This is a genomic window from Fredinandcohnia onubensis, from assembly GCF_002734215.1.
GTDB classification, from domain to species: domain Bacteria; phylum Bacillota; class Bacilli; order Bacillales; family Bacillaceae_L; genus Ferdinandcohnia; species Ferdinandcohnia onubensis.
This window is the reverse complement of sequence record NZ_NSEB01000012.1, coordinates 372,980-395,790: the sequence shown is the minus strand read 5'-3', so window position 1 is coordinate 395,790 and position 22,811 is coordinate 372,980. Positions and strand designations below refer to the sequence as shown.

18 protein-coding genes are annotated in these 22,811 nt (G+C 34.7%); 13 read left to right on the top strand and 5 right to left on the bottom strand.

Annotation, left to right across the window (positions count from 1 at the left end):
* Window position 1: 1 nt before the first annotated feature.
* Together CKK03_RS16350 and CKK03_RS16345 are read left to right on the top strand one after the other, a co-directional pair.
* The gene (locus CKK03_RS16350) at window positions 2–1,774 is read left to right on the top strand and encodes a phospholipase D family protein (RefSeq protein WP_099363603.1); all 1,773 of its coding nucleotides are present in this window, start codon (window positions 2–4) and stop codon (window positions 1,772–1,774) included.
* A 5-nt stretch (window positions 1,775–1,779) separates the two neighbouring features.
* Complete coding sequence (locus CKK03_RS16345; protein ID WP_099363602.1) at window positions 1,780–5,031, top strand: helicase-related protein; 3,252 nt, start codon at window positions 1,780–1,782, stop codon at window positions 5,029–5,031.
* Window positions 5,032–5,363: 332 nt separating this feature from the next.
* On the opposite strand, the gene CKK03_RS16340 is transcribed toward CKK03_RS16345, so the two are convergent.
* Window positions 5,364–6,488, bottom strand: a complete 1,125-nt coding sequence (locus CKK03_RS16340; RefSeq protein ID WP_099363601.1) for a tyrosine-type recombinase/integrase — start codon at window positions 6,486–6,488, stop codon at window positions 5,364–5,366.
* Between the two features lie 120 nt (window positions 6,489–6,608).
* Window positions 6,609–6,965 (bottom strand): DUF771 domain-containing protein, encoded by a 357-nt coding sequence (locus tag CKK03_RS16335; protein ID WP_099363600.1) that lies wholly within the window; start codon window positions 6,963–6,965, stop codon window positions 6,609–6,611.
* A gap of 572 nt (window positions 6,966–7,537) precedes the next feature.
* Between CKK03_RS16335 and CKK03_RS16330 the strand changes: the two genes are divergently transcribed.
* The 4 genes from CKK03_RS16330 to CKK03_RS16315 all read left to right on the top strand — a co-directional run bounded on the left by CKK03_RS16330 (window position 7,538) and on the right by CKK03_RS16315 (window position 10,572).
* A complete protein-coding gene (locus tag CKK03_RS16330) occupies window positions 7,538–7,768 on the top strand; it encodes a helix-turn-helix domain-containing protein (protein ID WP_099363599.1) in 231 nt (76 codons plus the stop codon).
* A gap of 53 nt (window positions 7,769–7,821) precedes the next feature.
* The gene (locus CKK03_RS16325; RefSeq protein WP_099363598.1) at window positions 7,822–8,643 is read left to right on the top strand and encodes a DUF1385 domain-containing protein; all 822 of its coding nucleotides are present in this window, start codon (window positions 7,822–7,824) and stop codon (window positions 8,641–8,643) included.
* Between the two features lie 125 nt (window positions 8,644–8,768).
* Complete coding sequence (locus CKK03_RS16320) at window positions 8,769–9,206, top strand: hypothetical protein (RefSeq protein ID WP_099363597.1); 438 nt, start codon at window positions 8,769–8,771, stop codon at window positions 9,204–9,206.
* 364 nt (window positions 9,207–9,570) lie between these two features.
* Window positions 9,571–10,572: a hypothetical protein gene (locus CKK03_RS16315; RefSeq protein WP_099363596.1), complete on the top strand. Its 1,002-nt coding sequence runs from the start codon at window positions 9,571–9,573 to the stop codon at window positions 10,570–10,572.
* Between the two features lie 101 nt (window positions 10,573–10,673).
* On the opposite strand, the gene CKK03_RS16310 is transcribed toward CKK03_RS16315, so the two are convergent.
* Complete coding sequence (locus tag CKK03_RS16310; RefSeq protein ID WP_099363595.1) at window positions 10,674–11,180, bottom strand: hypothetical protein; 507 nt, start codon at window positions 11,178–11,180, stop codon at window positions 10,674–10,676.
* A 183-nt stretch (window positions 11,181–11,363) separates the two neighbouring features.
* Between CKK03_RS16310 and CKK03_RS16305 the strand changes: the two genes are divergently transcribed.
* The 7 genes from CKK03_RS16305 to CKK03_RS16275 all read left to right on the top strand — a co-directional run bounded on the left by CKK03_RS16305 (window position 11,364) and on the right by CKK03_RS16275 (window position 21,090).
* Window positions 11,364–11,951, top strand: coding sequence for a restriction endonuclease subunit S (locus CKK03_RS16305; protein ID WP_099363594.1), 588 nt, complete (start codon window positions 11,364–11,366; stop codon window positions 11,949–11,951).
* Window positions 11,944–13,470: a type I restriction-modification system subunit M gene (locus CKK03_RS16300; protein ID WP_099363593.1), complete on the top strand. Its 1,527-nt coding sequence runs from the start codon at window positions 11,944–11,946 to the stop codon at window positions 13,468–13,470. Before CKK03_RS16305 ends, CKK03_RS16300 begins: the two co-directional genes overlap by 8 nt.
* 9 nt (window positions 13,471–13,479) lie before the next feature.
* Window positions 13,480–14,628 carry a restriction endonuclease subunit S gene (locus tag CKK03_RS16295; protein ID WP_099363592.1) on the top strand — a complete coding sequence of 383 codons (1,149 nt, stop codon included), beginning with the start codon at window positions 13,480–13,482 and terminating at the stop codon, window positions 14,626–14,628.
* A gap of 49 nt (window positions 14,629–14,677) precedes the next feature.
* On the top strand, window positions 14,678–17,785 hold the full coding sequence (locus CKK03_RS16290) for a type I restriction endonuclease subunit R (RefSeq protein ID WP_099363591.1): 3,108 nt from the start codon (window positions 14,678–14,680) through the stop codon (window positions 17,783–17,785).
* A gap of 13 nt (window positions 17,786–17,798) precedes the next feature.
* On the top strand, window positions 17,799–18,524 hold the full coding sequence (locus CKK03_RS16285; RefSeq protein WP_099363590.1) for a YgjP family zinc-dependent metalloprotease: 726 nt from the start codon (window positions 17,799–17,801) through the stop codon (window positions 18,522–18,524).
* Window positions 18,525–18,683: 159 nt separating this feature from the next.
* Complete coding sequence (locus tag CKK03_RS16280) at window positions 18,684–20,186, top strand: serine/threonine-protein kinase (RefSeq protein WP_099363589.1); 1,503 nt, start codon at window positions 18,684–18,686, stop codon at window positions 20,184–20,186.
* 67 nt (window positions 20,187–20,253) lie between these two features.
* On the top strand, window positions 20,254–21,090 hold the full coding sequence (locus tag CKK03_RS16275; RefSeq protein ID WP_099363588.1) for a hypothetical protein: 837 nt from the start codon (window positions 20,254–20,256) through the stop codon (window positions 21,088–21,090).
* 114 nt (window positions 21,091–21,204) lie between these two features.
* Here CKK03_RS16275 and CKK03_RS16270 read toward each other — a convergent pair whose 3' ends face one another.
* Together CKK03_RS16270 and CKK03_RS16265 are read right to left on the bottom strand one after the other, a co-directional pair.
* On the bottom strand, window positions 21,205–21,939 hold the full coding sequence (locus CKK03_RS16270) for a hypothetical protein (protein WP_099363587.1): 735 nt from the start codon (window positions 21,937–21,939) through the stop codon (window positions 21,205–21,207).
* Between the two features lie 360 nt (window positions 21,940–22,299).
* Complete coding sequence (locus CKK03_RS16265; protein ID WP_099363586.1) at window positions 22,300–22,635, bottom strand: hypothetical protein; 336 nt, start codon at window positions 22,633–22,635, stop codon at window positions 22,300–22,302.
* Window positions 22,636–22,811 lie beyond the last annotated feature (176 nt).

Genomic DNA, 22,811 nt, shown 5'->3' with positions numbered 1-22,811 from the left:
CGTGCTTAAGCCAGATAAAAACAGATTGAATTATAGTGACATATTAAAGCCACCCGTGGATTATGAAGTTGAATTTGCGATTGGGACGACTTATTCACTTGATTTAGAGGCATTAATTGGGGTGCCACTAGCGCTAAGTTTAGCAGAAGAGATGAGTCATACATTTCAAGATAATCCGATTTTTATGTTGGAAGGACTTAGACGAGCATCAGATAAATTTATGATCTTCTGCGAAGCAGGGCAAATAAAGGTACCTCAGAAAAACAATACAATCTTTGCATTATTAGTAAACAGTGTAAGTGAAATCGCGTTAGAAAACGATCTCTCCTTCCATCCAAAAGTATGGTTAGTTAAATATGTGAATAAAGAAAATCGGGAGTTATATCGACTCCTGGTGTTAACACGAAATTTAACATTTGACCGCAGCTGGGATATTGCGTTGGCAATGGAAGGGGAAAGGCAAGAGGATGTGAATCCTAAGACGAAACCGTTAAAGGACTTTTTTCATCATCTACTTCCTTATGTTCCAGATACGACTAAGGTGGAAGCGATGAAGAATCTCCTATCAGAGTTGGATTTTGTACATTTTGTACCAGGTGGTAACTTTGTGGATTATGATTTTCTGCCACTTGGGATCAAAGAATATGGTAAAGACAATACCGATATTTTTGAAACATATCATGATCTCATTATTATGTCCCCGTTCTTAAGTGGAAGTACGTTAAAAGAGTTGACAGAGAAAAAATTGTCAGAAGAGAAGTTTGTACTGATTACAAGAAGAACGGAATTACATAAGCTTCAAAAGGATATTCTTGATTATTGTGATATCTATGTATTAAAAGAAATGATTGTTGAAGGCGAAGGTGTGATTAGCGAAGAAGATGACGAGGATATGGAGATTGCACAGCCCCAGGATATTCACGCAAAATTGTATGTGAAGAGTAAATATAATCAACACCATTTTTACATAGGTTCTGCCAATTGTTCTAGGAATGCGTTTCATGGAAATGTAGAATTTCTACTTAAATTAAAATACAAGAAGTATGGGTTTAGAATACAACAATTGCTTGAAGATTTATTTGGGAAAGACGAGGAAGATAATCCATTTGAAAAAATAGCATCTCTTCCGGATTTTGAAGGAGAAAAGGAAGAAGACTTACTAGAACAACTACAAAAAGGGATTAAACAACTTTGTAGAAGTGATTTACGGGCAATTGTTACAGAGACTCAAGGTACATATTCGTTAGCTATCCATAGCAAGGAAATCCCAAGTAGTGTTCGTTTTTTTATTAAACCATTGTTAAGTCAAGTACAGGAGAAATTATTAGAGGAAACCGTGCTTTTCTATGATTTGAGTTTATTAGAACTTGGGGAATTTTACACTGTAAAGGCTGTAATAGGTGATACCCAAGTTGAAAGAATTATAAAAATTGAAACAGAGGGAATACCAGCTGACAGAGATAGCGAGATATATAAAAGCATTATTCGTGATCCGATGACTTTTCTGAGATATGTCGCATTTCTATTAGCAGATGATTTCTTACTAGCAGCACTTGAACAGTCTGAGAGAAACAAAAAAGGAGACTTTGCATGGGACTCTGCTTATATGGATGGACCCATTCTGTATGAGAATATGTTGAGGACAGTTTCGCGCTCTCCTGAAAAACTTGATGATGTGGAATATGTAATTGATATTATTCGTGACGAAGAAATCATCCCAGAAGACTTCGAAAAATTGTATCAAACTTTTAAAAGGGCAAATCAGAATAGGTGAATGACATGATAAATCTGGAACAGAAAGAAAAGGAAATACTTTCGGGACTCAAGGATTTTCAAAGAGCCACGGTTGAACGAATTCATTATCTATTTACTAATCATTATAGCCGTGTACTTGTAGCTGATGAAGTAGGTCTTGGCAAAACATTAATAGCTAAAGGGGTTATTGCCAAGACCGCTCGGTACCATAGGGAAATAGTAGAAGATCCTTTATTTAAGGTTGTGTATGTTTGTTCGAATCAGGGCATTGCTAGCCAGAATTTGAAGAAATTAATGATTGATCAGAACGTACAGGTAGAAAAGGCTTCGAATAATCGTTTATCCATGCAGCACCTTAGAATTTTTGAAGATAAGTATGATGAAGAACTAAAGGAAAAATATATTCAATTAATTCCTTTAACACCGATGACATCATTTGAAATGACTACCGGCTTTGGTAGTGCAAATGAAAGAGCTTTGATGTTTGCTTTTTTGAAAAGACATAATGAACTTCATGAACATATTGAAGAGTTAGATTGGTTCATGATGGACAAGGCCAAATCTAGTTGGAACTGGTTAAAGAACTATTTTGAGGATAGAGTCTTGACTGTAGATGAGATAAGTCATGGGGAATACATTGAAACGATTCTCTCACAAATCGAACTAGCATTTGGTAACAATCCTACTATTAATCATGAACTTCAAGAAGTTTGTCGACTCATAAAGGAACACAACTTTCCAGATGCAAGAGTAAAAGGCTCAAAAAAGGTCATTCTTTTTTTACGAAAAATGATGGCTGAAATCAGTGTGAAGATGATGGAACCAGATCTGGTTATTATGGATGAATTCCAACGATTTTCGGAGTTAATTAATACAGAAAGTGAAAGTGAGACCGCAATTCTTGCAAAAAAATTTTTTAATAGTGGTAACTCATCAAATGAAGAAGTGAAAACGCTCCTGCTATCGGCGACACCTTATAAAATGTATTCTACATTGGAGGAAATCCAGGAGTCAGGTAGTGATGATCATTACAAGGAGTTCTTCCAGGTCACAAATTTCTTATTTGAGAAAAAACCAGATCAACAGCAGAGGTTTGAAACAGTGTGGAAAGATTACTCCACTGCATTAAGTGAGTTTACACATCATGATTTAGTTATTTTAAGGGCAAAAAAGCAAGAAGCTGAGGAGCAGCTTTATAAAGGAATAGCTAGAACCGAAAGAATGCTTGCAGAAGGCGCAAGTGAATTGATTAAAGGAAGAGTAGAGAAATTAGAGGTTTCTCATGAAGATGTAAGATCCTATATAAATTTGGATCAACTGCTTCAAGAAGCGGAATTAAATGATAAACTGCCGGTGGAATATGTGAAATCTGCACCATATTTGATGTCTTTTATGGATAAATATAAATTGAAACAGAAAATCTCCCAGTATTTCAACCATCATCCCGACAAAGTTCCCTTAGCCAATAAAGAAGGACTATGGGTTGAAAGAAAAAGTATTGATAATTATAAGCAAATACCTGATGTAAATGCTAGACTATCAAAATTAAAGGAAATTGCGTTGCCTCAAGGGGCAGAGAGATTATTGTGGGTTCCGCCATCCCGTCCATACTACGAGTTTGGAGGAAGCTATACTGGACATCAGCAATTTTCAAAAGTGTTAGTGTTTTCTGCTTGGGAAATGGTGCCTAGATCAATTGCAACGTTGCTTTCTTATGAAGCAGAGCGCTTAACGGTTGGAGAAATGATAAAAAAGATACCTAATAAGAAAAAACGTAAAAGTAAAAAGAATTATCTCTATTCAGCAGAGAGAAGATTCCCACAGCCACGTATTCGCTTTGTCATGAAAGATAACGCACCATCTAATATGAATCATCTGACACTACTCTATCCTTCTATTTCTTTAGCAAAATTATTTGACCCGGTGGATGTCCTAAATCGAAAAGTAACACTAGCTGAGATAAAAGTGGAGATTACTGAAAAAATCAGGGAAATGCTCAATGAGATTCCGGAAGAAGAAAGTGCTAGAATAGATGAGCGATGGTATTTTATGGCTCCACTTTTATTTGATATAAAGGAACCCGTCATGAAGGATTGGTTCTCTGCTGAGCGTTTTATGGAAGTTGATGATCAAGGAGATACGAAAGATGGAGACGACAAAGCCTTAACACTTCACTTTAAAGAGTTAAGGGAGATTTTCTTATCCGAGGAATACCCTAATTTAGGGAAGAAACCAGATGATTTAGTTGAAGTATTGGTAAGCATGGCACTCGGTTCTCCGAGCGTTTGTGGGATACGAATGTTAGATCAAGTTGACTCAACATCTTTAACGGATATCGTCATGTTTGGCAAATCAGTACTAAATAGGTTCAATTCTCAGGAAGCAATTGCTATCGTTGATTTGGAGTATTCAACGAAAGATAGAGAACACACCCATTGGAAAAATGTCCTCCGATATTGCGTAGATGGCAACTTTCAGGCAATGATTGATGAATATGCTCATATGCTGCTTGAAGAGGGTGGTTTAAAACATAAGGATACGACGGAAAGAAATCAAGAGCTTATTGAGGCGATAAAAGAATCGTTAGAGTTTCGAAGCGCCCCATTGCAAGTAGATACTTTCTCTAGTTTCAAGAGAAGGGTGACAACAGGAACAGCTCCATCAGGATTACGTATGCGTACAAGTTATGCTGTTGGTTTCGCCGATAAACGAAACGAGGACAGGGCACACGACAGAAAACAGAGTGTCAGGAGATCTTTCAATTCACCATTCCGTCCATTTGTACTTGCTTCCACCTCGATTGGGCAAGAAGGACTAGACTTTCATTATTATTGTCGTAAAATCGTTCACTGGAACCTACCTTCTAATCCGATTGACTTGGAACAACGGGAAGGAAGAATTAATCGCTACAAATCCTTTGCTATTCGTCAAAATATAGCCAGGAAATATGGAGATTTAGAATTTGAGAAAGATATTTGGGAAGAGATGTTCGATCAAGCGAATAAAAGTGAACGTAATGAAAATACATCTGAGTTAGTACCATACTGGACTCTCTCTGAGAATCAGGGTATACAAATAGAAAGAATTGTGCCGATCTACCCATTTAGTAAGGATGGGCACAAATATCAACGCTTGATGAAAATACTTCAGCTTTACCGACTAAGCTTAGGACAAGCAAAGCAAGAGGAGCTTTTGGAATATATCTTTCAACATGATGTGGATGAAGCAGAGCTCAAGGAGATGTTCATGAATTTGAGTCCTTATTATAGGGGTTAAGTAATTACTTAACTTAGCGCCAAAGATTGGATACAATATTAATAGAAATAGTTCTATGCCAAAACAATAGAAACCATTACGCTAGATGCAGAATTTCTGATGGTGGGCAATAAAATTATTGTAACGCTTAATTTGAATATTACTTTAATTACCATGCTTCACAACTGACCCCGACCACCGGTATCTTGAGATTAATTTTAGTTACGATTGATAGTAATTGATAAGCTCGTAAACCTTGATTTGAAAGGGTTTATGAGCTTTTTTCTTTGTTCTAGTATTCGATTGAAGACGATATGTTTTTAAATCATTTTACGCATTTTTTACGCATTCTTTTACACAGCCATACTCTCAAATATTTGGACTGTATCTTGCTCTTCTTGCAGACGTAATTCTTTGATAACATGAGTGTACTCTTTTAAGGTTGTTTCAATGTCGCTATGTCCTAATCTTTCGGAAACATAGTTAATAGATAGTTTTTTATAGAGAAGTACACTTGCATGTGTGTGTCTTAAACCATGAACAGTAATTGGTTCAATGTTTAGTTCCAATAGAAGTTTCTTTAGCAAATTATTGGCATTGGTGTTGCTAATGACTTTGTATTTCGATTCTGGACTGTAGAACACTAATTCATGAATGTTTGTTGGTGTGGTGTTGAACAATTCTTTAAAATGATTCATCGTGATCTTGTCCATTTTAATTATTCGAATTGACTGTTCATTTTTTGTAAGGCCAAATCCTTCAGGGGAATTCTTTTTATAGCCCCATGTTTTATTTATGTTTATGGTGTCGTTCTTAAAGTCGAAGTCTTTTCTAGTTAATCCAACAGCTTCACCGAAACGTATTCCTGATGTAAGTATCAGAAGTATTAATGAATACCCTAATCCTTCATCAACTTTACTCCGTATGCACTGTAAAAGCAGTTCACTTTCTTCATAGTTCAAATGCTTTTCTATTGATTTCTTAGCTTGTACAGTCCAATGTGGTTTTGTTTTTCTTGTAAAATCAATTTGGATGAGTTGATCTTCTATCGCATCCTTAACAGATGATTTTATATGTCCATGTACTTTTGCGACTGTTTCTTTTGCTTTATTAGAACCGAACCAATTCAAAAATTTTTGATATTCTTGTCTTTTGATATTCTGAATAGGAGTCCCTGAAAAATACTCTCTTACTGCATTTAAAGAGTATTCGTAGTGTTTCAGTGTAGTTGTACTGACTTTATGTTTTTTGTATAGACCAATCCATTCCTCGAAATATTCATCGAAAGGAATCTTCTTTGTAACAGGATTGAAGCCTTTTGCTAATTGTGTTTCCAGTTCAGCCGCTGCAGCCTTTGCCTCTGCTAATGTACGAAATCCTCCTTTTTTAATAGGTTTTGATTCGCCATTTACAGTATGGCTAACTGTAAATTCATAACTTGTTTTTTTCTTTCCTACACGTTTTCTATAAGATGCCATAATTTCTGTCTCCTTATCTAGTTGTTTTGTAATTAGATAAGGGTAGCCTGGTGGTCATCCTGGCGTACCCTTATCATAAAGTCTGTTTTGAATTTTGTATAGCCTAAAGATTAGGTTGTTCTATCTTTTTTGTGAGAATATTTGTTGGAAATGCTTGTCCAAAAACTCTGCCATTTTTAAAGCATGGAATGACCAAGTTTGTCCTTTTGATTGTGGGTAAAATACGAAACCGCCTTTTTCGACATCGAGGATTTTTTTGAATTTTGGGGGATAGAGGATGTTGTCTTTAATCCATTCATGTTTGCGATTAGTTCGCACTTCCAAGTCTTTCATTGTCCAATAAACTCCTTTTAACTGCTGTTGCTTTAGTTCTTGCAGTTCTACCTTGGAAATGATTACTGAGTCGGAAGGAATAGGGATTGTAAGGTTAACGGAGAGTTGTTGTTGTAATTCTGTATCTTGCAGTAATGTTGTCATGCTATTTCATCTCCATTCTCAATAGAAGAGCTGGAGGGATTATATGCTACCTCAATTATGTCATGCAGAGTGAATTGTAATTTGCAATTGGGGGTAATTGTGGGGTGATTGTGGAAGTTTCTTTCGTTTGTCATTGTGTTTCCTCCTGTTGTAGTTTGAAAGAATGATTGGGATACATCTGAGGTTAAAAGTGCGTGGATTTATTTTCGGGTTTTGTATCGTATATTACTTTAAATTCACTTCCTCTCAATGAATCAATTAGTTTATATATCTATCATAATTAGTATGATTTCATAAATCAAAGTTCTTAGGTTCGAGGGTTTAAAAACTTTTTGATGTGGAAGTCTTGTTGATTACAGACTGGTGTTAAGATATACTTTTTATAAGATTACTACAAACCTTAATCAAGGGAAGATCGAATGAAATGAAGAAAATATATGAATTTTCGCTAACTAACGATGAATCTATATTGCAATTAAAACTCGTACTCTAACAAGGGGGACGAGTTTTTTTTATGCTCCCATTGATTATAGGAAATGGTAATTACAATAGGATTAGAGAGGAATGTTGTTATGAAGTTATATTCTGTTAAGGAAGTAGCTCTAAAGCTAGGTTTGAGCATGAAACAAATTACGAACATGTGTGAGAAAGGACGCTTTAAAGGTGCCTATCAATCCGATAACGCTGAGTGGTTCATACCTAGCTATAATTTCATTACTACTAATGAACAGTATGAGAGGGCGAATGAGATATTACAGCATATAGATAGAAAAAATCAAGAAGTTGATAAGAGCGAATTATAAAGCATTAGAGAATTATAAGAAAATGATTTTACTTGATTGGGATGTAGAGATTGATGATTAAAGAAAAGAATAACTATCAAAGGGGTGAGGAATTGAGGGGAAATAGAAAAGTGGTGATTTACGGAGGAAGGGCTGGTTATAATTCTGTGGCTTTTACTGGAGAGAGATACCAATCAATGTCCCGATTCCATAATAGAAAAATAACGACAGCAGTGGGACTGATAAGGGAGAACAATAAAATAACTATTATTCTTTCAACATTACCCTTTGTTCGCTCTTTTTCAATAGTAATTGATTTAATAATTGAATACTGGAGGCGGTTTTTAGTTGCTGTAATCGTCTTGTTTTTGTTGGAGTTTTTATTCATCCCAAAATCAGACTCTATTTTTTCGTATACGATACAAATTAACGGTTTAGAGATGTTGTTGGGTCTCTTAATTATTGCTGGTCTTATCATAAAAATTAGCCCAATTGGGGCGTATCATGCGGCGGAACATATGGTCTTTTCGGCATATGAGAAAAATCTAAAATTAACATTAGAAAACGTAAGAAAGCAACCAAGGACTCATTCATTTTGTGGAACCAATCTGGTAATATCCTATTTCATCTGCTTCTCTATATTATTTATGGTGTTTGGCGACTCATTTTGGGTGTATCTAATTGCTTGGATTTTTGGATTTGAACTGTATAAGAGTGAGCCAAAAATAATTTGGGGTTCAATATTGGTAATTGGAAAAGTTGCACAATACCTTCTTTTTACTTCTCGGCCTAAAGAAAAACATTTAATTGTTGCAATAGAGGCACTTGCAAAATTGGAAGAAGAGGAATTAGCAAATTTATGTGACGAAGATAGAGGAGGTAAAATGAAAAAATGAACATCAAAAAAGGCATAGTTAAAAGAGAATCACCGGATATATGGAAATGGTCCGGAACAAGAATTTCCTCCCTGATTTAAAGTGAGACGCTTATTAATGAAATGGAAAATAGGGAGTGATACTGGATGGATAAAGTAAATGACAAAAGGATTCCTTTATTGCATATTTACCCACAAAGACATCCACACGATGACGTTTTGATTGTATCGAGTAGAACAGCTTTATTACGGCTAAAACAAAGCATTGAGGAGGCTCTTGAAAAGAGAGAAGGGGATTGTGTAGCAACCACTTCTGATTTTGAGACATATGAAATAAAAATAATTTTAAATGATGAGGGTAGGCAATCAGATTTCTGGAGGAGGTTACAACTACCATTATTCGAAGTCGATAAAAGTGAAGAGGGACAAGTTCTATCAGTTGAAGACCTTCTCGGTTTTGATTTAAAAACCTCTGATGATATAAGGAAAGCCCGACCAATAATGGAGCAATATCGTAAACATAGTCAACAGATGACTGAAAAGATGTTGCAAATTGCAAAAAGGAACAAACAAGTGGACGAATAGAGTAAAAGATTGAGATAAACAACATAATGTTTATGACAAGACAAATAGATACCAATAAACGAAACCGTAAGAATACAGTTCTTACGGTTATTTCTTGTAATCATATACTTGTAAATTTATTAGGACAACGTAAAACTACTAAACCATTACTTTTATGTACCTCCTGTAATGTTATTGAACGAATATGATGAATAATTTCTTTATAACTTCAGTAGGATGCTTTACTTAACGATCACATTGGTTTTTATCAATGTGTTGGGAAGTCTTTTAAATTAGTTGGGGTCGGGAAAAACAAAGCTAAGGAAACCCTTGATATTAAAGGGTTTATTTACTCCCAAGACCGAAAATAAAGGAGATGGTTTAATTGATTCACACATTCGAAATTATGATACTCATAAGCTGCGAAGACTTTCATCACCTCTTTTCTATGTACGGTGTTAGATTAAACAAATATCATTATGTCCGTGCAGCAGTTAAAGAACTAAATATAGAAATAAAAAAGAGTCATCCAGCGTATGCAATTACCCGCACTTGGGAGCAAGTAAATGGGGATTGGAATTTACAATTGAAGGTTGATGCTATAAAGATGTTGAATAGTGGGACAATTACAGAAAAAGACTATGAATTGATAGAGTCAGATATTCGTAGATTCCTTATCCGAAATTTTGGGCATTCTGATTATTTTGATTCACATACACTTACAAGAATAGATTATAGAATGGATGTGGAATTATCGAATCCAAAAGAACGGGAGCTGTTATTTCATTTACTTGAAAAATACACTCCTAAGTATGCCTACAAAGAAAAAATCAAATGGGGTAAGGATGAAAATGGCAGCCCTTTTAAATACGAAACATCGCAATACCACAAATGTAAAAGTATTGAGTTAATCATTTATGATAAAGAAGGAGAACGGATTGCAAATGGTGAAGAAATCCAACCATATGATTTTGGTCGTATCAGATACGAATTAAGATTGAAAAACGCCCATCTGAATAGCATGAAAAGAAAAGACAAGGGAAAAGGCAGACCGAAGGAATTAAGAAGCTACTTTTCATACCAGTTGTGGAAAGAGTATATGGAAAAGCACACACTTCCAATTGTCCACCGAGGGGATTACTATAAAATTACTGAGGCAGAAAAAATCATTGAAAACAGTCATTTCTCTAAAAAGAAAAAAGACGACCTTCGTGCATTCCTCGTGATGATCTCGAAAGGGAATATTGACACCCCAAAGCAACACATGTCCCTACCTACCTATCGAAAATACCTTCAAGATCTTGCTACTATCGGAGTAAATCCTGTCCTAATTCCAAAAAACCGCACTGATTTCCCCAAATGTTTGAAAAATCCATTCAAAATCTAAAAAAATAAGTGAAAATAACATGAAGGTGTCTAAAATGTGTTGTACCTAACACTATAGACACCTTTTTAATGTAATTTAATACAAAAAAAGACGAGTGCATCTTATTGCTCCCGTCCGTTTTCTGGTTTGTACTTATTCATTGCATCAATCAATGCTTGAGCAATCACATCTTGTGTTTTAAGGTGTGGAAAATATTCTTCACAAAATTTACTGAAATCCTCGTAGATAGAAGTATTCATCCTGATACTTTTATTTGCGAACTCTGCATTCTTGCTGTAAATGCGTTTATCAAGCAGTAAATTCCCTGATTCTTCAAATTGTTGAATCACCTTTTTAAGAGTGTCAATATGGTTCTTGATGAATGTTATTTCATCATTCTGTTCGGTAAGGGTACTGGTAACTCTTTCCTCTTCAGAACGGACAAACGGATAGTATTGTTTGTCTGCTTGATGGTACAGGTAATCTCCCTCTCTCATGAGTTTGCTGAATGATCCAGATGGAATTCCGAGAAGTTCACATATTTCCGCTAGAGTATGTTTTTTTAACAACTTATTGACTTCCTGAACTCTTTTTGCCGGTAGCATTGTAATGATTGTTTCTCTATCCATATACACAACCCCTTTCTTTTTATAAAGTTAATGTATTATAGATAAAAATACTTGCGGTATAACTGCACTTTTAATATTTTACATCACTAGATAAAAATTTGACTTTGTTCATCGAAAGTCATATACTGTATTTAACAGGAATTAGTTAAATGTGCGATTTAACATTTTTGAAGGAGGTGTGACATGCAACTTGGTGAGATTGCCCAAATAAAGACTGGCCTGGTTCTTAGTAGGAAGAAAGCCGAAATTGAATATGATGTAAAGGCAACATATAAACTCTTATCGCTTAAAAATATTAGTGAAGATGGGCTAATAGTTAATGATTCATTTGATGATTTTGACAGTGATGATTATTTGGATGACCACTACTTTACTGAAGAAGGCGATGTGCTGATGCGGCTAAGCCAACCGTATACGGCTGTATATATTGGTAAAGACCATGCTGGCTTATTGGTTCCATCATACTTTGCTATCATAAAGGTAAATGAAACAATGGTATTATCTCAATATGTAGCGTGGTATCTTAATACGATGAATGTGAAGAAGGAACTTGAGCGTTCTCAAGCAGGTAGTAGGATTCCAAGTACAAATCAACATACAATTAGGAATATCCCTATTATATTATCACCAATTTCAAAACAGAAAGTATTGATAGAGTTTTACCGGTTACATCAAAAAGAGAAAATGCTATACAAAAAAATGATTGAAGAAAAGGAGTTGCTCTTTGAAGGAGTTACTCAGCAAATATTAGGAGGAAGAAATAATGGTTGAACAAACATCTCAAGAAAAAATCAATAGTGTGTTATGGCAAGCTGCCGACACCTTCAGAGGGAAAATTGACTCATCTACATACAAGGATTATATCCTAACCATGTTGTTTATCAAGTATTTAAGTGATTCGTACAAAGAGAAAGTAGAAGAATATATGAAACGTTACAACGGAGACGAACAGCGTATTCAACGTGCTTTAACAAGAGAACGATTTGTATTGGATGAAACATCAACATTTGACTATGTGTACAGTAAAAGAAATGACCCGGAAATTGGAGAAATCATTAACAAAGCATTGGAACGTATTGAAAACGAAAATACTGGAAAACTTCGTGGTGTATTCCGTAATATTGATTTTAATAGTGAAGCGATTTTAGGGAGAGCAAAGGAACGGAATACTATGCTTCGGTCTTTATTGGAGGATTTTCAACAACTATCATTGAGACCCTCTCAGTTAGGTAATGAAGATATTGTTGGTAATGCTTATCAATACATGATTGGATTATTTGCTTCTGATGCAGGGAAAAAAGGCGGAGAGTTTTACACACCAGCTGAGGTTTCTGAACTACTCGCACGTTTGGTTAAACCACTAGAAAATGATCGTATTTATGACCCAACATCTGGTTCTGGCTCATTGTTGTTGAAAGTTGCAAAACAAGTACCAAGTAAAAAAGTTGCCATATACGGACAAGAGCGTAATGGTGCTACGCACTCATTGGCATTAATGAATATGTACTTGCACGGAATTGATGATGCAAAAATTGAATGGGGCGATACTTTGGCCAACCCATTGCATTTAGATGATGGTAAGTTAATGAAGTTCCAGGTCATTGTTGCAAATCCTCCTTTCTCATTAGATAAGTGGGCGATGGGATTTGCTGGTGAAGGAAATGATAAAAAATTTAAAATGGAACCAGGGCTTGATCCTTTCAGAAGATTTGAATGGGGAGTTCCACCTAGCTCAAAAGGGGACTATGCGTTTGTTCAGCACATGCTATATTCGTTAGCGGAGAATGGAAGGATGGCTACCATTCTTCCTCATGGAGTTTTATTCCGTGGCTCTAGTGAAGGGAAAATCCGTCAGCAAATCATTGATATGAACTTATTAGATGCAGTTATCGGATTGCCAGTGGGATTATTCTTTGGTACTGGTATTCCTGCTTGTATCATGGTATTTCGAAAAGACCGTACACGTAAAGATGTCCTATTCATTGACGCATCTGGTGAGATTAATTATGAAAAAGGAAAAAACCAAAACAAATTAAGAAAGCAGGACATTGAAAAAATTATTGAAACGTATGAGAAGAGAGAAACGATTGATAAATATTCATATGTCGCTACTTTAGATGAAATTAAGGAGAACGACTATAACTTGAACATACCACGTTATGTCGATACATTTGAAGAGGAAGAGCCTGTGGATATGGATGCAGTTAAGGAAAATATTAAGAACATCAAAGAAGAGCTTCGAGAAGTGGAAGAGCAGATGGAAAAATATTTGAAAGAGCTTGGATTGTAGGTGAACAAGGTGTATAAATTAACAGTCCCAAAAGATTGGAAAGTTAAACATATAGAAGAAATTGCAAATATATCTACTGGAAATAAGGATACAGTAAACAAAGAAGAAAATGGAAAATACCCTTTTTTTGTGAGATCTCAAACGGTAGAACGTATAAATTCTTATTCTTATGATGGTGAAGCTATTCTAACAGCAGGTGACGGAGTAGGTGTAGGTAAAGTATTTCATTATTACAATGGTAAGTTTGATTATCATCAAAGAGTCTATATGATAAGCGAATTTAAAGATGTCGATGGCTTTTTCTTTTTTAACTATTTTAAGATGAATTTCATGAAACAAGTGAAGAAGTATAATGCTAAGACCTCAGTTGACTCAGTTAGAAGAGAAATGATTACAAAAATGGAGATTCCAGTTCCACCAATAAATGAACAGAAAAAAATATCATCTATACTTTTAGCTTGGGACAATGCAATTAAACTAAAAGAAAAGCTGATTGGGCAGAAAAAAGAGCAGAAAAAAGGGTTAATGCAGAAGTTGTTGACTGGTCAAGTTAGGTTGGATGGGTTTGATGGAAAATGGGATACAAAAAAACTTAAAGATTTATGCACTAAAATAATGGATGGTACTCATGCAACACCGAATTATACTGATTCTGGTATCCCTTTTTATAGTGTTGAAAGTGTTACAAATAGGGACTTTTCGAATCATAAATATATATCACATGAAGAACATCTTGCGATTAGCTCAAGATGTAAAGTAGAAAAAGGCGATATTTTAATGACTAGAATTGGTAGTATTGGGGATGCTGTAATAGTTGATTGGGACTATGAATGCAGTATCTATGTGAGCTTAGCTCTTTTAAAAACCAATGAAAAAATCTTATCAGAATTCTTAGTTCAATATATGGCTACTGATGAATTTAAAAAGGATATTTTAAGTAAGTCTTTATTGAGTGCAATTCCACAGAAGATAAATTTGGTTGATATAGGTAGAGTAAAAGTTTATATTCCACAGGATATACAGGAACAAAAGGCTATTGCAAAAATCTTAAATGATGCGGATAAAGAAGTAACATTACTTGTGGATGAACTCAATTATTTAAAACAACAAAAGAATGGACTTATGCAATCACTGTTAACGGGAGAAGTTCGAGTGTAGAACAAATGTCTTCACTTACTTTCCCATTTCTGATAATGGAGGTGTGAATATGGCAAGGGAGAAGAGTTACGATGAACGGTATATTAGTCAAGTCCCCGCAATCGAAGTGTTGCAAAAGTTAGACTATCAATATATATTACCGGAAGAAGCAGCACGGTTGCGGGGGAATCTCCACGAGGTTCTGTTAAGAACGGTTGTCGAGGAAAAACTCAAAGAACTGAATTCCTATGAATACAGAGGGGAAGTTCATAAGTTCAGTGATAACAATATACAGCAGGCGATTCGTGATTTAGATGAGCCATTAACCAGTGGGTTAGTTAAAACAAACGAAACTATTTATGAAACCATCATGAATGGGCGGAGCTATACAGAGTTTTTGCCAGATGGTTCAAAGAAATCATTTACCGTTCAGTATATTGATTGGACAAACATTGAGAATAATGTGTTTCATGTTGTAGAAGAATTTGAAGTGGAGCGGATGGATGGGCGTGGAACGGTTCGTCCTGATATTGTTCTTTTTGTTAATGGAATTCCTTTTGCTGTGATTGAGTGCAAAAAAGCATCCATTTCGATGAGTCAAGGAATAAGTCAAATGATTCGTAATCAGGGGAAAGACTATGTTCCCCAATTGTTTAAGTTTGTTCAATTGGTTATGGCTACAAATAAAAATGAGACACAGTATGCCACATGTAATACACCGAAGAAGTTTTGGTCTGTATGGCAGGAAGAGAAAGAGAATTGGCTGAATTCTTGGCTAAATGGAACAGTAGAAGGAAGATTACCAACAACACAGGATAAAAACATCATTTCCTTGTTCCATCCTGAGAGACTACTAGAAATTACTCAATTCTTTACACTATTTGATAAAGATATTAAGAAGGTAGCTCGCTATCAACAATATTTTGCTATAAAAGAAATCATAAAAACAATTGAGGTACGGGATGAAAACGGTAATCGTCAGAGCGGTGTGATTTGGCATACACAGGGGTCTGGTAAATCACTCACAATGGTGATGTTGGCTAGGTATATCTTGTCTGAGCTGCATGAATACAATCCAAAGATGGTTGTCGTAACAGACCGAGTAGAGCTGGACAAACAAATCCATAAGACATTCCGCCATACGAGGTTAAAGGCAAGCAGGGCTACTTCAGGTGGTCATTTGGTTGACCTAATCAATGACAATAATTCAGATATAGTTACCACATTAGTTCACAAGTTCGATTCGGCATCAAGCAAACAAAAAGCAATTGAATCAAGGGATGTATTCGTGCTGGTTGACGAGTCGCACCGAACTCAGTATGGGGAGCTTAATATTAAGATGAAAAAAGTTTTCCCGAATGCTTGCTATCTTGGCTTTACGGGGACTCCTTTAATGAAGAAAGAAAAAAGTACAATGATAAAGTTTGGGAAGCTCATTCATAAGTATACAATTGCTGATGGGGTTCGGGACAAGGCAATTGTACCGCTTTTATATGAAGGGAAAATGGTTGAGCAATCAGTGAACCAAAAGGCAATTGACCTTCGCCTTGAAATGATTACAAGAAATCTGAATGACAAGCAAAAAGAAGAAGTAAAACAAAGATGGAGTAAGTATGAAAAACTAGCCTCTTCGGAGCAGAGGATTTATTTAATTGCGGAAGATGTTAATAAGCACTTTTTGGAGAACTACAAGACACAAGGAAGCCAGTTTAAAGCTATGTTGGCTACTAATAGTAAAATTGAAGCCATTCGTTATTTAGAGGCATTTGAAGAGTTTGAGGACTTAAATTGTGCAGTTGTGATATCTCCACCCGACCAACGAGAAGGTCACGAAGTTGTTGATGAGGAATCTAAAGATAAAATTCAACGATTTTGGAAACGAATGATGAACCGTTACTTGACACCTGAGAAATACGAAGATGCTATCAAGGATGAGTTTGTAAATGGCGATGAACTTGACATGTTAATTGTTGTTGATAAATTGCTTACAGGCTTTGATGCTCCTCGTGCAACAGTTTTATACGTTGATAAGCCGATGAAGGAACACACCCTGTTACAAGCCATTGCACGTGTAAATCGGCTATATGAGGGAAAAGATTATGGGCTAATTATTGATTATCGTGGACTATTAGATAAGTTAGATCAAGCAATGCAAATGTACTCTGGTGCAGGTTTGGAAAACTTTGATCCAGAAGATTTAAAAGGTGCTATTTACGATGTCATAAGCATAATTGGTTCATTACGACAATACTATTCCGATTTACTCCAAATCTTTACACCAATCAAGAATCAGGATGACAGAGAGGAATATGAGGTTTGGTTAGATGATGAAGAGCGGAGAGAAGGCTTTTACAATGTATTAAGTAATTTTGGAAGAAACCTTGGAATTGCCTTAGAGTCAGAAAAAGTCTATAATGCTTTGCCTCCAGAAGAACTACAAAAGTATAAAAAGGATTTTAAGTTTTTCCAAGATTTACGGAAAAGCGTGAAGTTACGTTATTCGGATACTATAGATCATAAAGAATATGAGGCAAAAATGCAAAAGTTGATGGATAATTATATTTCTGCTGAAGAAGTCATTCGTATTACTAATCCAGTTGATATTCTAAATACAAAGGCTTTTGAAGAAGAAATAGAACGTCTTGGATCAAAACGGGCAAAAGCTGATGCCATTCGAACTCGATTAACAAAAAGTGTGCATGCTAAGTGGGATGAAAACCCATCCTATTACAAAAAGTTTTCTGAAAGAATACAAGAAGCCATTCAAGAATATAGGGATAAACGGATTTCTGAAGCTGAGTACCTGAATAGAATGAAGGATATAATGAAGGACTATCAGAATGGTCAATCAACGGAACAATATCCTAATGTAATTAAAGAAAATCGCAATGCACAAGCCTTTTATGGTGTTACAAAAGATATTTTGAGTGAAACAAAAGAAACTTCTTCAAGCTATGACACAAATCTGTTGGGTGATTTGGCAAAGAAGATGGATGAAATCATAAAGGAACATCAAAAAGTCGATTGGCATGACAATTTAGAGATTCACAATCGAATTGCTCAAGAGCTGGATGATTTATTATTTGACTTTAAGGATAAGCACAATTTAGATATTGACTTTGACACCATAGATAAAATTATTGAGCAAATCAAAACAGTTGCTCTAAGACGTTACTAAGGCAGGGAGCAGCATGGAAAAACATCAAATTGAGTATGCCAATAATGTCATTGATTTCGTTGTAAAGCGGAAAAAAGTGAAAAACGTAAACCTCAATGTCAAACCAGATATGACGATTGAGGTTACTGCAAATGACAGAGTTCCGTTAGACTTTATTTCAGATTTTGTAAAATCAAAAGGTTCTTGGATTATCAAAAACATTGGGCGTTTTAACGACGTACAACCCTTAAAGCAAAGTAAAAGGGAATATGTAAGTGGAGAAACCTTTAGATATCTAGGAAAGCAATATCGTTTGCGAGTACAAAAGACTACAGAAGAGGAAATGGTGAAATATTTTCGGGGGTTTATTTATTTGCACGTTAAGGATACAGATAATCTAAGTAGAAAAGAAAAACTGATGGATGAATGGTACCGTGAGAAAGCTCAGATGGCATTCAATGAATCCCTTGAAAAAATGTTTCCTTTGGTGCAAAAGTACGGAATTGAGAAGCCAGAAGTTGATGTAAGATTAATGAAAGCACGTTGGGGTTCAGCTATAATAGAAAAAAACACAATATTACTGAATACCGAACTTATTAAGGCACCGAAATACTGTATTGACTACGTGGTTCTCCACGAACTTATTCATTTCAAATACAATGATCATAGCGATAACTTTTATCAAATGCTTTACTCTTTAATTCCTGATTGGGAAAAGAGGAAAGCAATTTTAGATGAAGAAATAGTGAGAGAATTATGATGTGAACTACTTGGTGATGAACACAACAGGATAAAACAACAGGGGCAGTTCCAATGAACTTTATTTGGAGCTGCCTTTGTATGTGTATAGACTTGAACAAATACAAATAATCATATCTAGCTTAGGGAAATAAATCAGTTAAGGATAGAGGGGAATGCAATGATTTCTGATGAAGATCTTAGGTATATTTCGGAAGTATTTATAGGGGATACAGGTGAATGTTATTCATATAAAGCTGGAGGAGACCTAGTAGCCTTTTTTAACCAGTATTTTGGTTACAATGATATCTATCAATCTGGATTTCCCTCTAGGTGGTTCTATGTTGTAGAGAGACTACAGGACTTGGTGAGAGAGAATAGGATAGATGCCTTTTTTACATTAATCTTGAGTAAAAGATTTATTATGAGAGATAACAAGGTAAATGAAATTAATGCAATTGAACTAAGCCAAAAAGCCCTAAATCTTTTTAATGAACAATTACAGTATGATGCGAATCAGATAATACGAAAAGATGGAAACTATGTTTTGATAAATGAGGATGAAGATCTTCAGCAAATAGGGGAAGGGGGATTTGCGATAGTTTATCTAAGAAGGAGTGATAAAAAGGTCTTAAAGAAATTACAAGATGAATATATTGCTAATCCAGGGATTCGTAGTAGATTTAAAAGAGAGTATGAGATTACAAAATCCCTACAGGATATTCCAGGTGTAATTAAGTTGTATGATTTTGATGAAAATAAAATGTTGTATGAGATGGAAAAAGGTGAATTTACTTTATCTAAGTATGTAATAGAAAACAAACTATCTATTGAGGAAAAAAGGAGAATTGCGTTACAAGTATTGAGGATAATGGCAATCATTCATGGAAGGAACATAATTCATAGAGACCTTAGCCCTTCAAATATCTTGTTTGTTAATGGAGAAATAAAGATAACGGATTTTGGACTGGGTAAAAATTTCGAAGATATTCATTCTCATCAAACCCTACATACTAATGCTTTTGGGCAATTCTACTATTGTTCCCCAGAGCAAATGTATGCACTTAAAGATGGAGATAAAAAAAGTGATGTATTCTCATTAGGAAAAGTAATTAACTTTATATTCACAGGGAATCCAGATAATGAAAGACATGAATTTGGACAAGTAGTTAATAAAGCTACAAGTCAGAATAGTGAAGATCGTTACCTATCCGCAATTGAAATGTTACATGCTATGGAAAAACTGAATGAAATAATCCAAAAAAGCAATCTTAAAGAAGAAGCAAAGCAAGATATTATTAATGGAGAGCTTACCACGGTAGTACAGCAATTTATACACAACTTGGATGGAGAAGGATTATGTAGTGAATTAATAATGAATTCTTCCTTTAAAATCGTACTGATTAATTTTATGAAGTTAAATAATAACAACGAGAGTTTTGTTATCAATGCTGTCGAAGAAAACTTTAAGGATTCATGCCCAACTTTTGAATCTTATGACCCTATAGCGTCCCTTGCAAATACAATTTTACAAGAACAGTTTACTTTTATGACAAAGGAAAAGGCTGCGAGAATCCTTTCTCACATTGCTTTCTCAGTTAATCGTTTTAGTGCACAAAGAATGGTTGATAGATTGATTGATAGAGGTATAGAACCCTTAATTGAGAGTGTTTTACAAAGGTAAATACCTTAAATTAGAAGGCTATTTTTATAGATTTTTAAAACCAGATTTTCAAGAGAGGTGATTAATTTTGAGTAATGAAAAAAGAAAGGATATACAAGAAACAGGCAAAGGGCTTGCCGTTGATACTGTCCTTAGTGTTGGAAGCGACACTGCGGCAGAAATTGTAAAAGAATCAATAACCAGCGTAATTGGAGACCTATTGGTTGACACTGCAAGTTCACTTCTTCCTGGTATTTCAGGAGCAGTTCAAGGTTATAAGCGTGTACGTTTTGAAAGAAATATTACTGCTTTTACAGAGGAATTATTTTCTAATATTGATAAACTACGTGAGAATTTGGAAAATAAGGATTTCGAGCAAAAGAAAAAAATTGACCAACTGTATAATTTTGTCATGGATTACGTAATTGATGAACAGCAAGAAGACAAGATACAATACATGGTTAATGGATTTATTAACATAACCAATCATGAAAAGGTAACAGATGACTTTATCCTTACGTATTATGATGTCCTAAAAGAATTAAGAATGGTTGATATATCGGTACTTAGGTTAATGTACAATTCACGATATGTATTTGGTACGGACTCGAACGAATCATTTCAAGATATTATGGAAAGGCATGGAATTAGCTACGAGCAATACGAATCAGTTCGGAGAAACCTGCAAAGAATGGGTTTACTCACAACCAAAACTAACTTGAATATTACCGATGATCTTCAAGAGATTGTAGAGAAATTCAAGGAATTGTATGCTTACTTAGACAAAGCAACTGATCCTAAAAATAAACGTTCTCTTCCGAAGTTAAAGTTACCTAAACTAAAATCTAAGGAGAATTTTGAGTTGTCTAAGTTTGGAAAGGATTTTGTTGAATTTTTTATAAAAGAAAATGATTCGGTTGTTTGATGGTAAATCAAGTAATAAGATAAAAAGATATTAGAATCCCTTTATTTATTTCAATAGTAGTTCAATTTTAATCTATTTGATTAAGAAAAGTGACAGGCGGGATTCTCCGCCTGTCTATGAATTTGTCCTTTTATGTATATATTGAAGACTTTTTCTATAATCTATATAGTCGTTATAGGCTTGATTTCTTATATTCTCAGCCTTTTTTATCTCCTTTTTCAGTGATGCAGTAATTGATTCAGTAGTATTAACTTCCTTGGATTTTTCTTTATTTTTTGTTGTTAGGTAAGATAAGGTAGAAGAGCAGTTATATAAATGCTCTAACCGTTCCAGAGCCCTGTCGTAATCAACTATAGCTTGAAACTCTGGTCCAAGTTCCAATCTTGGGAGGTTGTCTAAACTATTAATTTTATTTTCTTTAACTAATAGTATACGAAAGTCCCTACTAATTGATACTTTTTCTTTACTGTTAATTAAATTTTGATTTTTTAGATGAGCACTAACTTGAAAGTAATGCTCAGTTTCTTCAGGGTGGATTTCTAAAAAATCATTGAGTATTAACGGATCCTTTTCTAAAACATGATAATTAGCCTTCTTTCTTAGGTGATAATTGAAATAGGATAATCGGTCGTGTCTAACTAGATCTATTGAAACGTGACCATAATAATTTGACTCTTTGCTAGTGTCCAACCAGCAACTAAATATAAATAAATAATCATCATAAAGGAGTTTGTTGTCACCCGAAAAAGGGAAATACTTGTAAATCTCTCCTAAATATACAATCTCATACTTTTCTGCTCCGTTACTTCCCAATGGGAAAGTACCCATTTCTCCTCTTTTATATTGCATGTTTATATGTGCCTTCTTTCTATCATTTATGACAATCAGTATAACAGTTCATTACAGTAGTTATATTTTGAAAATGAATTGTTAAGTAGGAAAGAAAACACCTTCCTTTTTACATTTAGAATTAATTTTACGCAAATTTTACGCATAAATTTACAAAACCTTATTAAATCAATACTCTGACCGCCATTTTGACCCCGACCACCGGTATCTCTATATGAATTGAGTTAGTATACTAAAAGATAAAACAGCTATAAACATTGGATGAAAATGTTTGTAGCTGTTTTTAATTCGTAGGAAAAATGCTTGGAAGTGGTGGGTAATATATTGGATTGGACTATATACATTTTTCTACAAGTGTTTTTATTCTCTTCTTCCTTCATGTTGGGTTTTCCATTTGTTTGGTTCTTTTCCGCCGTCTTTTCGTGGTAGCTTTCCAAAATAATGGTGACTATTTTTTAAATAATATTGAAATGGAAATGTAACACCCGCCAAAAGGTTATCAAAATATACGAGTCTTTCTGCAATGCCATTTTGGCTACGGTCAGACAGTATTGGAACTGTATTTATTAATTCCTTAGCAAAAGCTTTAGTTATACGTTGAGTTTCTTTTGGTGATAATCCATCTATTCGGTCTCTGTAATCATTCATAACATCCACAAAAACTTGATTTTGCTCTTTTGTATATATTTTAGCCATCTGACATTCCCCCAAAATAAATTATATTAATTAACTTCTAGATAAGAACATTTTATCCTTTGGAATATTGCATGTTTTAATAATATTATTAGATTCAATGAACACTAGTTAAGTAAATTCATAAGGATAAAAGGGTACGGTTCACTTCCATGAATGTTTAGACTGCTAAATACCGT

Excerpts from the sequence above, each read along its gene's own strand:
- CKK03_RS16330 (WP_099363599.1), top strand. The coding sequence starts at position 7,538 with ATGAAGTTATATTCTGTTAAGGAAGTAGCTCTAAAGCTAGGTTTGAGC.
- CKK03_RS16305 (WP_099363594.1), top strand. The coding sequence starts at position 11,364 with ATGCAACTTGGTGAGATTGCCCAAATAAAGACTGGCCTGGTTCTTAGT.
- CKK03_RS16325 (WP_099363598.1), top strand. The coding sequence starts at position 7,822 with ATGATTAAAGAAAAGAATAACTATCAAAGGGGTGAGGAATTGAGGGGA.
- CKK03_RS16290 (WP_099363591.1), top strand. The coding sequence starts at position 14,678 with ATGGCAAGGGAGAAGAGTTACGATGAACGGTATATTAGTCAAGTCCCC.
- CKK03_RS16300 (WP_099363593.1), top strand. The coding sequence starts at position 11,944 with ATGGTTGAACAAACATCTCAAGAAAAAATCAATAGTGTGTTATGGCAA.
- CKK03_RS16280 (WP_099363589.1), top strand. The coding sequence starts at position 18,684 with ATGATTTCTGATGAAGATCTTAGGTATATTTCGGAAGTATTTATAGGG.
- CKK03_RS16265 (WP_099363586.1), bottom strand. The coding sequence starts at position 22,635 with ATGGCTAAAATATATACAAAAGAGCAAAATCAAGTTTTTGTGGATGTT.
- CKK03_RS16335 (WP_099363600.1), bottom strand. The coding sequence starts at position 6,965 with ATGACAACATTACTGCAAGATACAGAATTACAACAACAACTCTCCGTT.
- CKK03_RS16285 (WP_099363590.1), top strand. The coding sequence starts at position 17,799 with ATGGAAAAACATCAAATTGAGTATGCCAATAATGTCATTGATTTCGTT.
- CKK03_RS16340 (WP_099363601.1), bottom strand. The coding sequence starts at position 6,488 with ATGGCATCTTATAGAAAACGTGTAGGAAAGAAAAAAACAAGTTATGAA.
- CKK03_RS16270 (WP_099363587.1), bottom strand. The coding sequence starts at position 21,939 with ATGCAATATAAAAGAGGAGAAATGGGTACTTTCCCATTGGGAAGTAAC.
- CKK03_RS16310 (WP_099363595.1), bottom strand. The coding sequence starts at position 11,180 with ATGGATAGAGAAACAATCATTACAATGCTACCGGCAAAAAGAGTTCAG.
- CKK03_RS16345 (WP_099363602.1), top strand. The coding sequence starts at position 1,780 with ATGATAAATCTGGAACAGAAAGAAAAGGAAATACTTTCGGGACTCAAG.
- CKK03_RS16320 (WP_099363597.1), top strand. The coding sequence starts at position 8,769 with ATGGATAAAGTAAATGACAAAAGGATTCCTTTATTGCATATTTACCCA.